Origin of the sequence: Undibacterium sp. TC4M20W (assembly GCF_049340245.1) — a bacterium.
Taxonomy (GTDB): Bacteria; Pseudomonadota; Gammaproteobacteria; order Burkholderiales; family Burkholderiaceae_D; genus Undibacterium.
Map to the genome: position 1 here is coordinate 62004 of NZ_JBMPPI010000007.1, position 13306 is coordinate 75309.

Annotated in this window: 12 protein-coding genes; all 12 read left to right on the plus strand. The window is 49.3% G+C overall.

What is annotated here, in order from left to right; genetic code table 11:
• Positions 1-26: 26 nt before the first annotated feature.
• Complete coding sequence (locus ACO0LL_RS11430) at positions 27-1097, plus strand: SPOR domain-containing protein (RefSeq protein ID WP_422950991.1); 1071 nt, start codon at positions 27-29, stop codon at positions 1095-1097.
• A gap of 19 nt (positions 1098-1116) precedes the next feature.
• A complete protein-coding gene (locus tag ACO0LL_RS11435; RefSeq protein ID WP_422950992.1) occupies positions 1117-1605 on the plus strand; it encodes a CvpA family protein in 489 nt (162 codons plus the stop codon).
• Positions 1606-1627: 22 nt separating this feature from the next.
• Positions 1628-3148 carry an amidophosphoribosyltransferase gene (gene purF, locus ACO0LL_RS11440; RefSeq protein WP_422950993.1) on the plus strand — a complete coding sequence of 507 codons (1521 nt, stop codon included), beginning with the start codon at positions 1628-1630 and terminating at the stop codon, positions 3146-3148.
• Between the two features lie 223 nt (positions 3149-3371).
• Positions 3372-4319, plus strand: a complete 948-nt coding sequence (locus ACO0LL_RS11445) for an ABC transporter ATP-binding protein (protein ID WP_422950994.1) — start codon at positions 3372-3374, stop codon at positions 4317-4319.
• Between the two features lie 61 nt (positions 4320-4380).
• Positions 4381-5736 (plus strand): ABC transporter permease, encoded by a 1356-nt coding sequence (locus ACO0LL_RS11450; protein ID WP_422950995.1) that lies wholly within the window; start codon positions 4381-4383, stop codon positions 5734-5736.
• Positions 5737-5914: 178 nt separating this feature from the next.
• The gene (locus tag ACO0LL_RS11455) at positions 5915-8251 is read left to right on the plus strand and encodes a TonB-dependent receptor plug domain-containing protein (protein WP_422950996.1); all 2337 of its coding nucleotides are present in this window, start codon (positions 5915-5917) and stop codon (positions 8249-8251) included.
• Between the two features lie 182 nt (positions 8252-8433).
• Complete coding sequence (locus ACO0LL_RS11460; protein ID WP_422950997.1) at positions 8434-9288, plus strand: 3',5'-nucleoside bisphosphate phosphatase; 855 nt, start codon at positions 8434-8436, stop codon at positions 9286-9288.
• Between the two features lie 75 nt (positions 9289-9363).
• Positions 9364-10239 (plus strand): protease HtpX, encoded by an 876-nt coding sequence (gene htpX, locus ACO0LL_RS11465; RefSeq protein ID WP_422950998.1) that lies wholly within the window; start codon positions 9364-9366, stop codon positions 10237-10239.
• Between the two features lie 50 nt (positions 10240-10289).
• Positions 10290-10913, plus strand: a complete 624-nt coding sequence (locus ACO0LL_RS11470) for an L-threonylcarbamoyladenylate synthase (protein WP_422950999.1) — start codon at positions 10290-10292, stop codon at positions 10911-10913.
• Positions 10914-10962: 49 nt separating this feature from the next.
• Positions 10963-11658: a site-2 protease family protein gene (locus ACO0LL_RS11475; RefSeq protein ID WP_422951000.1), complete on the plus strand. Its 696-nt coding sequence runs from the start codon at positions 10963-10965 to the stop codon at positions 11656-11658.
• A 31-nt stretch (positions 11659-11689) separates the two neighbouring features.
• Positions 11690-12247, plus strand: a complete 558-nt coding sequence (locus ACO0LL_RS11480; RefSeq protein WP_422951001.1) for a class I SAM-dependent methyltransferase — start codon at positions 11690-11692, stop codon at positions 12245-12247.
• Between the two features lie 99 nt (positions 12248-12346).
• Complete coding sequence (gene dapA / locus ACO0LL_RS11485) at positions 12347-13231, plus strand: 4-hydroxy-tetrahydrodipicolinate synthase (RefSeq protein ID WP_422951002.1); 885 nt, start codon at positions 12347-12349, stop codon at positions 13229-13231.
• The last annotated feature ends 75 nt before the right edge of the window (positions 13232-13306 follow it).

Genomic DNA, 13306 nt, shown 5'->3' on the forward strand with positions numbered 1-13306 from the left:
CTTGCTAACCAACCAGAAATTTGCACATGGGTTTGCTCTCGCGTTTTACACAGAAGCAAGAAACTTCCGATACTCAGGATAGCGGTGAATTCCGTTCCCGCGCTGAAGAAGAGAGTATCGAAACTCGTTCCAGGACAAAAAAGGCCGAGCCCAGAAGGCGCTCGAAGGTCGATGATCCCATATTGCCAGAGAAGAAACGTGCCAGGCGCCGCCTGATAGGTGCCGTTGCACTGGCACTTGCTGCCATTATAGGCTTGCCCATGATCCTCGATTCTGATCCCAAGCCTTTGCCTGATGATATTAATATCCGCATTCCCTCCAAGGATAAAACACCGGATATCGCCGCTGATGCTGTCGCGCCAAAATCCAAAAAGCAGCTGCCAGATGAGCCACCTGAAGAAATCATAGAAGTACCGGCGACGCTAAAAAATAAAGTCGCTGCCACTGATGGTGTCGACAGACAGGTCAAGTCCATGACCACTGCGGGTGGTACTACGCTGGCCCAGACTGCGCCAGCAACGGCCAAGCCAGTCAAGCCTGAAGTAAAAACAGAAACAAAACCCGAAACAAAGACAGAAACCAAACCTGTAGTAAAAGCAGAAAGCAAACCTGAACCAAAAGTTGAGGTAAAGCCAGTTCCAGCTCCAGTCAAAGCGGTGGAGAAGGACGTGGCTACGGCAAAAAATGAGCCTAAAGCTGAAGCCAAGCCTGCCAAGTCTGAAAAAACTGATGTCAAACCAGTTGTCGCCAAACCTGGCAATGCCGATGATGAGGCTGCCCGTGCGCTCGCCATACTCGAAGGTAAAACTCCACCAGCTACCAAGCCGGTAGTCAGCAAGCCGGAAGCCGCAGACAAACCTGCAGAAAAATCATCTTACACGGTGCAGGCAGGCGCGTTTTCCACACAATCCAAAGTGGATGAAGTGCAAGCCAAGCTGAACGCGGCGAATATACGTTCATATACGCAAAAGATCATCACCACGAATGGTGAAGTGACAAGGATTAGGGTAGGCCCCTTTGCTTCCAAAGAAGAGGCAGATAAAATGCGCGCCAAATTAAGCAAGCTGGGCCTGAGTGCCAGCCTGCCACCTAACTAATGAGTAAGGAATATCTGGCGTGACATTGTTTGATTATCTCGTGCTGCTGATCCTGGTTTGTTCCATCGTGATCAGTACGCTGCGCGGTTTAATTAAAGAAATTTTGTCGCTGGTCAGTTGGGTGGTCGCATTTGTGATTGCCAATGCCTATAGTGATGTATTGGCGACCTGGTTGCCATCGATGGTGCCAGGCCAGATGCTGCGCCTGATTGTTGCCTTTATTGCCCTGTTTATCGGTGTGCGCCTGTTGATGGCGCTGATCATGATGGCGGTGGATGCCATGATCAAGGCTAGCGGCCTGACATTGGCAGACCGGGGTCTTGGTGGTCTGTTTGGTCTGGCGCGTGGTTGCATACTGGTGCTGGCTGCCGTGCTGGTGTGCGGTATGACATCCATACCGCAACAGCCGTTCTGGACCCATGCATGGCTTAGCCCTCTTGCAGAAACCGCAGCGCGCACGGTGATCCCGCTGTTGCCAGTCTCGGTTTCGGAGCATGTAAAGTTTTAATTGTTTTTTTTAGGAGTCCACCATGTGTGGCATCGTAGGCGTATTTTCAAATAATCCTGTCAATCAATTGATTTATGACGCGCTGCTGCTGTTGCAGCACCGCGGTCAGGACGCAGCTGGTATCGCAACAAATCATGGTAATAAATTCGCCATGCATAAAGCGAATGGCCTGGTGCGTGACGTATTCCGTACCCGCAACATGCGTTCTTTGCCTGGTAATGTCGGTATTGGGCAAGTACGTTATCCAACTGCCGGTTCCACCAGTGAAGAAGAAGCGCAACCCTTTTATGTCAATGCACCATTTGGTATCGTGCTGGCACATAACGGCAACCTGACCAATGCGGTAGAGCTGAAGATAGAGCTGTTCAAAAATGACCGCCGTCATTTGAATACCGATTCTGACTCTGAAGTCTTGCTCAATATCCTGGCGCATCAGATACAGGAAGTCACCAGCGGCTATTCGCTGGACCCAGAAGGTCTGTTCCGCGCCGTTGCGATGCTGCACAGGCGTGTACGTGGTTCTTACGCCGTTGTTGCACAAATCTCTGGCTACGGCTTGCTGGCTTTCCGTGATCCATTTGGTATTCGTCCTTTGTGCGTCGGTGTTTCACAGACCGAAAACGGCGCTGAATACATGATCGCCAGTGAATCAGTTGCGCTCGAAGGCCTGGGCTTCAAGTTCCTGCGTGATGTTGAGCCGGGTGAGGCTTTGTTTGTCGATATGGATGGCAAATTGCATACCCAGCAATGTGCAGATAACCCTAGCTTGAACCCATGTGCCTTTGAATATGTGTATCTGGCCCGTCCTGATTCCATCATTGATGGCGCCTCGGTGTATCTGACCCGCCTGAAAATGGGTGAGTATCTGGCCGACAAGGTACGTAATCAGTTCCGCGATGGTGAAATTGATGTTGTCATGCCTATCCCTGATTCTTCCCGCCCATCGGCAATGGAATTGGCACAAAAGCTGAATCTTGATTATCGCGAAGGCTTTATCAAGAATCGCTATATAGGCCGTACTTTCATGATGCCAGGCCAGGCTGTGCGCCGTAAATCAGTGCGCCAAAAGTTGAATGCCATTGGTTCTGAATTCAAGGGCAAGAGTGTTTTGCTGGTCGATGATTCCATCGTCCGTGGCACGACCAGTCGTGAAATCGTGCAAATGGCACGCGAATCTGGTGCAAGGCGCGTGATTTTTGCTTCTGCTGCGCCACCGGTGCAATTCCCTAATGTGTATGGTATCGATATGCCTACACGCAGTGAATTGATCGCCTATGGCCGTAGTGAAGAAGAAGTCTGCCGTGAAATCACTGCTGACGCTCTGGTGTATCAGGATGTGGCGGCCATGAAACGTTCAATTTCTGATGTTAACCCGCTGTTGAAAAACATAGAAGCATCTTGCTTTGATGGTTTTTACATCACGGGTGATGTGACGTCTGGTTATCTCGATAAGCTGGAAACAGCGCGTAATAGCCCACGTCCAGATACTGAAGACTTGCTGCGTTCGCAACTGAACCTGAACCTGGCAGATCGCGCGGACTGATCATGAAGATCAAAACCTGCCTGAAAACGGCAGGTTGAACCTGAAAACCTGCTTACTTTAAATAAGCAGGTTTTTTTATGTCTCTGTCCTTGGTGTTGCCATATCTGTTGCAAACTCGCGCATAGTCAGGATTCTTGTTTGCTGTAAAAGCATTGTTTGAATTACCATTGCTGACACTGGTTCTTTAAATTGTGTTCAATTGTTCTCCATTAAGGCAAATCCCATGGCTAGCACGCTGCTGGATGTACAGAACTTGACTAAATCATATGGCGCACGCAAGGTCGTTGATGATGTTTCATTTACTATTGAACGCGGGCAAACCCTAGGTTTGCTGGGGCCAAACGGAGCAGGCAAATCAACCACAGTCAGCATGATTTGCGGCTTGTTACAACCTGAGCAGGGCAGGGTATTGCTGGATGGGCAGACCATGGGGGCCGGCAATAATGCCGTTAAATTCAAGATAGGGCTGGTGCCGCAAGACCTGGCGCTGTATGACGAATTGCCAGCAAGAGAAAATCTCAAATTGTTTGGTGCCTTGTATGGCCTGTCTGGCAGCAAGTTGCAGCAGCGCTGTGATGCAGTGCTGGAGCTGGTCAATCTGGCGGACAGGGCAAATGACAAGCCATCGACTTTCTCTGGTGGTATGAAACGTCGCCTGAATATTGCCGCCGCACTTTTGCATGACCCGGAATTATTGATACTGGATGAGCCTACCGTTGGCGTTGATCCACAAAGCCGCAATGCGATTTTTGATAGCCTGGACGTGCTCAAGGCACAAGGCCGTACGCTTATCTATACCAGTCATTACATGGAAGAGGTTGAGCGTCTGGCTGACCATATCGTCATTATTGATCATGGCAAAGTCATTGCCAATGAAACCCCGGCAGATTTATACCGCCGTTTGCCTGCCAAGGCAGCGTTGCAACTGGATTTGAATACGCAGATCACTGAGACAGATGTTGCTGCCCTGAGTGTTTTGCCAGGTGTTGATAGTGTACATATGTCAGATCACGGCAAGCATCTGGATGTCACGCTGACTGAGCATGAGGTAGCTTTTGGTTTGCTGAGTTGGCTGGCAAAAAACGGCTACAAGACCAATCATTTTGCGACTGCAAAAACCAATCTTGAAGCGGTATTCCTGACCCTGACCGGGCGTAGTTTGCGCGATTGATTTTCTCTTGATTTGCGCCTGAAATCCCTCCAATAAGAATGCGAAATACTGAGGAACCATAATGACTGCCCTGATCGCACTGATACGAAAAGACCTGATCCTGTTCCTGGCGGACCGTCGTGCTTTATTGCTTAACCTGGTGATGCCCATACTGTTGGGGGCATTCTTTGGGTTTGTCACTGGCGGCAGAGAGGCTAAAGATGCGGCCAAGATAGAGATCGCCGTGATCAGTCAGGATGATCATGTGATCAGCCAGAAAATAGTAAAGGGCCTGAAGGAAGAGGCCACTCTGTCAGTCAAGGAATTACCCCTTGAAGAGGCCAAGGCTCTGGTGCTGAAAGGCAAGCTCAATATGGCGGTCCTGATACCTGAAAAATTTGGTGATCAGGCAGGCGGGGCCCTGTTTGGTGGCAAGGAAAAACCAGAGCTGCTTATTTTTTATGACCCCTCGCAAACCGCAGTGCTGGCCATGGTCAAGGGTATGTTGACGCAGCAAGTCATGCAAAGTGTCAGTGCCGAAATGTTTGGTGGCAAAACGGGTACCAAGTTCATAGACCAGAGCTTGCAAGAGCTGGAAAAGATGGATGAAGCCAATAAAAATAAAGGGGAGTTGCATGACTTTCTTGGGAGTTTGAAAAAATTCCAGCTTAGCCAGCAAAAAACTGAGCTTGCAGATACTGCTGCAGATGCGGGTTCAGCAAGCGCTTCTGCTGCAAAATCAACAGATGCAGCAAAATCAGCGAAGGCCGCAAATACTGGCTTGAGCATGCCCTTCGTTACCAAGGATCAGGCCATGACCGCAGGTGACCCGGTCACCAATAAATACAATGGCTATGCTCATTCATTTGCAGGCATGAGTGTGCAGTTTATTTTATTCATGGCGATAGATGCGGGCATAGGCATACTCCTGGCCAGGCGGTTGGGTTTGTGGAACCGCTTGCTGGCCGCGCCAGTTGGTCTGAATACAGTGCTGATCGCCAGGGCGCTGTCATGTGCCCTGATCGCCTGTGGCCTCATGTGTTTTATTTTCCTGGTCGCGGTTTTTGTATTCAATGTGCATATAGCGGGAAGTCTGCCTGGCTTCATCGGCGTAGTGGTTTCTTTCTCCCTGATGACAGCCAGTTTTGGATTGTTGATTGCTGCCTTTGGCAAAACCCCTGAAGCAGCGCGTGGCATATCGGTGTTTGCGACCCTGATCATGGTCATGCTCAGCGGTGCCTGGATGCCTTCTTTCATGTTTCCGCAATGGTTGCAAAGCCTGACCCTGATCGTGCCTACGCGCTGGGCTGTGGATGGCCTGGATGCCATGACCTGGCGTGGCCTGGGGTTGGATGCTGCTTTACCTGCAGTGGGTGTGCAATTGGCTTTTGCTGCTGTTTTTGGGGTAATTGCGCTATGGCGTTTCCGTAAAGCCTGAAAACCATAGATTTTGTCTGGTATCACAAAGTAACCATCGCAAGCCCACTGTTTCAATTCTATACAAATATGAACCGGTGTTTGCTGGTATTCAAGCTTGCTTAAAAATACAATCCTGACATGAGCGAGCGCTGCCTGTTTGCGCTCATGCAGTTTTTGTATTTTCACGTTTGAAACCTATGTATCCAAAATTTAGATTGCGTACCCTGACACTGGCGGTTGCCAGTGTTTTCTCAGTGACTACGTTTGCTTATGCGCAAACTACCCCTCCTGAAGCCATCAAAAGTACTGAGGAAAATTCTCAGGACATGAAAGCCAAAGCCAAGACAGGCGACAAAAAAACTGAAGCAGCCAGCAAGGACAATATACAAAAAGTCACCATCAATGGTGGCCGTACTGACCAGGAAGAGCGCCGCCAATCCACTGCAGCCAAAATTATTTTCGGCAGGGAAGAGCTGGACAGGAATGGCGACAGCAATCTCGGGGAGGTGTTGAAACGCCTGCCCGGCGTGACTGTGGGCGGCAGGCCAGGACGTGGCGGTGATATACGCATGCGTGGCATGGGCAATGGTTATACCCAGATACTGCTCAATGGTGAACGTGCGCCACGCGGCTTCTCCATGGACAGCCTGACACCTGACCAGGTAGAACGCATAGAAATCATTCGCGGTACCGTGGCTGAATACAGCACCCAGGCGATTGCTGGCACCATCAATATTGTTTTGCGGGAAGAGTACAAGCAAAAAGATATCGACCTGAAGTTATCCCTGGGCTATGAACAGGGCAGGCTGGCACCGAATGTGTCACTGACAGTGCCCGGTGAAATGGGTAGTTTGTCGTATGCCTTGAGTGGTTCTGTTTTTCAGAATCGTCAGCATGATGAAGGCAGTACTTTTACCAATTCTTATGATCATGGTCCGCAGCGTGATCCTCAGACTATATCTGAGACTTTAATTCAGAATCAATTTGATCAAACTAACCGCAGGACGACAGGTATTCATTTGACGCCGCGTTTTAACTATAAGTTTGAAAATGGCGACACCTTGATGGTGCAGCCATTCCTGATGAATTCGCGCAGTGATTCCAGTACCCGAAGTGATATTAATCTGATTGATCACTATGTAACTAAACTAGATAACACTAATGTACTTGCCACTAACGGTGATTTTGCAGTGGCAACCGGATCTGCACACGCGGAGACAACATTCTTGCGCGGTTTTGGTAACTGGCAACATAAGTTCGAGGACAACTCGAAATTGAATATCAAATTTGGCGGCGGCCTGGGCAAAATGGATAGCAATTCCTTGCGCTATCAATTTGATAAAACCGGTAATCAGATCGACTTGATCAGCGATGTCAATAATACTAGGGACAGCAGTCTCAATACCGGTGGTAAATTCACTAAGCCTTATGGTGAAGGGCACACATTGGCCGCTGGTTGGGACATAGAAATGGGTAAGCGCAGCCAGACCCGTATTTCACTGGATAATGGAAAATCGCAGTTCGCCGAATCTGGTGACAACCTGGATGCCAATACTCGTCGCCTGGCTGTTTTTGCACAGGACGAATTTGATATCAATCCACAATTCTCTGCTTACGCAGGGTTGCGCTGGGAAGGTATCAGGACCAGCAGCACGGTGGGTGGTAATGCGATAGAAAATACCAGTAGTGTCTGGAGCCCGGTCTTGCATGGTGTCTGGCGTATTCCTGGTGCTGGCAAGGATCAGATCAGAGCCAGCCTGACTCAAAGCTACCGTGCGCCAGCACTGAATGATTTGATCGCTGTGACTAGCATTTCCAATCAAAACAGCTTTTATCGCCCTGACCGTACCGGCAATCCATTCTTGAAGCCGGAGTTATCCAAGGGTATTGATCTCGCTTTTGAACATTATTTGACGCGCGCAGGTATTATCAGTGCTAACTTTTTTGTTCGCGATATCAATAATCTGATACGCAGAAGCACAGATCCGGTTCAGGTTTTGGATTTGGTCGATGGTTTGTACAAGACGCGCCAAATTTCCAAGCCTGTGAATATCGGTCACGCAACGACCAAAGGCATAGAATTGGAAGCTAAATTCCAGTTGCAGGAATTCTTCCCTGATGGCCCGGCTATTGATGTGCGCAGCAACTATAGCCATTTCTGGTCTACTGTGGATGATATCAAGGGGCCTAATAATCGCCTTGACCAGCAACCTACACAAACTGCCAATTTCGGTCTTGATTATCGTCCTGCAGGTATTCCGCTGACCGTTGGCGGCAATATCAACTGGACGCCAGCCTACGAAATACAAAGCAGTAACGTCCAGGTCAACCAGACTGGTATCAAACGTCAAGTAGACCTGTACGGTTTGTGGAAATTCAATCCAAACTTGCAAGTGCGCCTGTCCGCCAATAATGTGCGGGCCAATGATTATCAGAGCGGCAGCATAGTGAACTCGGACACACTTAACCGTATTGACTACAACACATCCAAAACCTACACCATCTGGACATTGCGTGTAGAGATGAAGCTGTAAGTCATGTCATAAAAACAAAGGATCGTGCAGTGCAGCACGATCCTGTCCTGGAGAGTACAATACTTCAGTAGGGCGGTGTAGAGGTGCACGATGTATAGATGCATACACAAGCAATTCCTGGCTAAAACAGGCAGTCTGGAAAAAGATTAACACCGCCGGCCTGATTTTTCCCCGTACTCATCATGTTATCTCCAGAATTAAATGCCGATTTACACAGCCATTCCGTCGTCTCTGACGGTGTGTTGACACCGTCGCAACTGGCAGAGCGCGCCAAGTTAAATGGCGTGGATGTCTGGGCGCTGACTGACCATGATGAAGTGCGCGGCATCCCTGAGGCGCGTGCTGCGGCACTGGACCTGGGCATGGGATATATTGCCGGGGTGGAAATCTCGATTACCTGGGCTGGCAAGACTATCCACATTGTTGGCCTCAATATTGATGAAACCAATCCTGATCTGGTCAGTGGCCTGGCGCAAACACGCTCAGGCCGTGAGCGTCGTGCGCGTGATATGGCGGCAGAATTATTAAGCAAGGCAGGCATTGCCAACACTTATGAGGGGGCGCTCAAATACGTCGGCAACCCTGACCTGATCTCACGTTCACATTTTGCCCGTTACCTGGTGGAGATTGGTGCCTGCGCCACGGTGTCTGACGTATTCAGACATTATCTGGCAGATGGCAAGCCAGGTTTTGTTCCTCATCGCTGGGCGACTCTGGCAGAGGCGGTCGGCTGGATACGTGGTGCCAGTGGTGTGCCTGTAGTGGCACACCCTGGGCGCTATGATCTTAGCCCATTGGCTTACGATGCCTTTTTTACCGAGTTCAAGAATCTTGGTGGCCTGGCAATAGAAACTGTGACTGGCAGCCATACGGTGGATCAGTATGAGGAATACACCAGGATCGCTGCCCACTATGGCTTCTTGTCTTCACGTGGTTCTGATTTTCACTCTCCCCAGGATGCCGAGGTCGATATTGGGCGTTTGCCACCCTTGCCAAAAATAGCAAAACCCGTGTGGGAGCAATGGTCTCTGGCTTGAAGATGCTGCCTTGAAAACGCGGGTTTAAGCCATATGTAACAGGGCATGAATCGTGTGTTCCTTTGGGAGGTGTTCATGAAGCGCATAGTCTTGTTCTTGCTGACAAATCTGGCGGTGATTGCCGTCATGTCGGTTGTGCTATCCGTGTTGGGCGTTAACCGGTTTTTGACGGCGAACGGCCTGCAATTATCGACCTTGTTGGCGTTTTCCCTGGTTGTCGGTTTTACCGGGGCGATATTCTCGTTGCTGATCAGCAAGCCCATGGCGAAATGGTCAACGGGTGCCAGGGTCATCGAATCTCCATCTACATCAACCGAGCTCTGGCTGGTCAATACTGTCAAGGCCCTGTCTGAAAAGGCAGGCATCGGTATGCCTGAGGTGGCGATCTATAACGGTGAGGCCAATGCATTTGCCACTGGTGCTTTCAAAAATTCTGCACTGGTTGCTGTTTCCACTGGCTTGCTGGAGGGTATGACACGGGAAGAGGTAGAAGCCGTACTCGGTCATGAAGTGGCGCATATCGCCAATGGCGATATGGTGACCATGGCACTGATACAGGGTGTGGTGAATACTTTTGTGGTATTCCTGGCCCGGGTAGTTGGTTACGCAGTGGATAAGGCAGTATTTCGCAATAATGATGATGACAGGCCGGGCATAGGTTATATGATCACGGTATTTGTATGTGAGATACTGTTTGGTATTGCTGCATCCATGATCGTTAACTGGTTTTCGCGTCAGCGTGAATTTCGTGCAGATGCCGGTTCGGCGAACTTGCTGGGTAACCGCCAGCCCATGATGCATGCCTTGGCAAGACTGGGTGGTTTGCAACCGGGCGAGTTGCCAAAATCGATGGCCGCATCTGGCATTAGTGATAAACCTGGCTGGAGTGCTTTATTCTCTTCTCATCCGCCACTAGAGCAACGTATTGCCGCATTACAGAACATGCGTTAATTTTATAATTATTTTGCGGCGGTAGCTGAGCTACCGCCTTTCTTCTTTTTATGAGCCAATTTTTTCAAATTCACCCTGATAATCCCCAACTGAGATTGATCAGGCAGGCCGTGCAAATTATTGATGATGGCGGCATCGTTGCCTTGCCTACCGATTCTTGCTATGCACTGGTTTGTCATCTGGACGATAAGGATGCGGTCACGCGTCTGCGCAAAATCCGTGGCGTTGATGAAAAACACCACCTGACCTTGCTGTGCCGCGATCTGTCTGAAATTGCACAATATGCCAAAGTTGATAACAGCCAGTACCGCATGTTGAAGGCTGCTACACCAGGACCCTATACCTTCATCCTGGAAGCGACCAAGGAAGTGCCGCGCCGCCTGAGCCACCCATCGCGCAAAACCATAGGCTTGCGCGTACCGGAAAACTCTATCACCCATGCCTTGCTGGAAGAGTTGAAGCAACCTTTGCTGGGCACCACACTGATCTTGCCCGATGAAGAAGAACCTTTGACTGATCCTGAGCAGGTCAGAGACAGGCTTTCAAAACTCGTCGATCTGGTCATTGATGGCGGGGCTTGCAGCCTGGTGCCGACAACCGTCATTGACATGACCGGCGGAATTCCAGAACTGGTGCGCCAGGGACGTGGTGACGCTGCTTTGTTCGGATTGTGATGGCAGGGGCAATTTCCTCTTCAACGACAGACTTAAATAGAAATACTCAATGGACCTGATTATCCAAACAATCTGCATTTATGCGCTACCTGTTATTTTTGCGATTACTTTGCATGAAGCGGCTCATGCCTATGTCGCCAAATACCTTGGTGATTTGACAGCCTATAGCCAGGGCAGGGTAAGCTTGAATCCCATGGTGCATATAGACCCAGTTGGCACCATTCTGATTCCTGTTGTTCTGGCTGTCATTTATATTTCTACGGGGACCGGATTGTTATTTGGTTACGCCAAGCCGGTGCCAGTTAATTATTCCAATTTGAAAAAACCTAAGCGTGATATGGCCTGGGTTGCTCTGGCCGGGCCTATGGCAAATCTAATCATGGCATTTGCATGGGTGTTGCTTGCCGCATTGATACAAAAGATGCAGGTGCAGGAAGAGTTTTTCCTGAGTATGGCTAAATTTTTTATGAGTATGGCCAACGCAGGTTTGATCGTTAATCTGATGATGTTTGCCTTCAATCTGTTCCCCATCCCCCCGTTGGATGGGGGTCGCATACTTTTTAGCCTGCTGCCGCATAATCTGGCATATAAATTTGCGCAGATTGAACCATATGGCTTCTTCATCGTCATCGGTCTTGCGATGATGAATGTGCTTAATTTCTGGATGACGCCAGTTATGCTGGCAGGTAACTTCTTGTTATCCCTATTCATGTATCCCTTTAGCCTTTTATTGGGAGCGGGTTGATGCTGGCATTTTGCACTCTGGAGTTCTTCTTTTGAGCCTGCCTTCAAGCTGGTTGCAACGCTACCTTCATTTGCTTAATGCAGATGCCGGGCAAATACTTGATTTGGCCTGTGGTACTGGGAGAAACAGTTTCTATCTGCACTGCCTTGGGTTACCTTTGTTGGCTTTGGACAGGGATGTTGCAAGCCTTGCTGGCATGCAAGCCGCAGGTATAGCGACTAAAGGGCATGATCTTGAGGCCGGCGAGGGTGGCTATGACTGGCCTTTTGCCGAGCATAGTTTTACCGCCATCATCGTCTGCAACTACCTGCACCGGCCATTATTCCCGCATATACTCGCCAGCCTGAAACCGGATGGTTTGCTGATTTATGAAACCTTTGCTGACGGTAATGAAAATTTTGGTAAACCCTCTAATCCTGCATTTTTGTTACGACCAGGCGAACTTCTGGCGCAAATGCAGTCTAATCCCGCAGTGACTATGTCCATCATCGCTTACGAAGATGGCTATGTCGAGCAGCCTAAGCCAGCCATGGTGCAGCGTATTTGTGCCAGAAAAACTGGAAAAATCAGTGTTTTGGATAAGCTTTGAAGCAAATGCTCACAAGTTTAGAGGCTTATTCCAGCTATTTGCGCCCCGTTTAGCAGCGTATCCGCTACAATCAGGGTTTTACTTTTTTCTTGCATTAACATGACAAAGATTCAGGGTAGTCTGGTTGCGATCGTAACCCCCATGCATGCAGATGGCAGTCTTGATTTGCCTTGTTTGCGCAAATTGATAGACTGGCATATCGCCGAAGGCACAGACGGCATCGTGATCGTTGGTACGACAGGTGAGTCTCCCACTGTTTCTGTCGAGGAACATTGCGAATTAATACGTGTGGCGGTTGAGCATGCCAATAAGCGCATCCCTATCATTGCCGGTTCTGGTGGTAATTCGACTGAAGAAGCGATCAACCTGACCAAGTTTGCCAAGCAGGCGGGTGCTGATGCTTCTTTGCAAGTCGTGCCTTATTACAACCGTCCTACCCAGGAAGGCATGTACCAGCATTTCAAAAAGATTGCTGAATCTGTTGATATTCCTATTATCCTGTACAACGTACCTGGCCGTACTGTCGCAGACATGTCGAATGAGACTATACTGCGTCTGGCGCAAGTTCCTGGCATTATTGGTGTCAAGGATGCAACAGGCAATATCGCCAGAGGTACAGACCTGATACGTCTGGCCCCAGCTTCTTTCGCCGTATATTCTGGTGATGATGCGACGGCAGTAGCGCTGATGCTGTACGGCGGCAAAGGCAATATCTCGGTGACTGCCAACGTTGCTCCTAAAGCCATGCATGAATTGTGTGCAGCTGCCATGCGCGGCGATGTCAAGGAAGCCGTTGCCATCAATAACCGCATGATTCCTTTGCACAATAAATTGTTTATCGAACCTAATCCTTTGCCAGTGAAATGGGCGATGGTAGAAATGGGTTTGATACCAACTGGTATTCGTTTGCCTTTGGTAACGATGGCTGAGCAATATCATGAAACCGTTCGCGCAGCAATGCGTGAGGCGGGTGTATTACAATGACTCCCCCTGAACGGCTTGGAAACTTGCACGTTTGCTTCACGCAGTTTTAATTGATACTCGATACTAATACGTAGG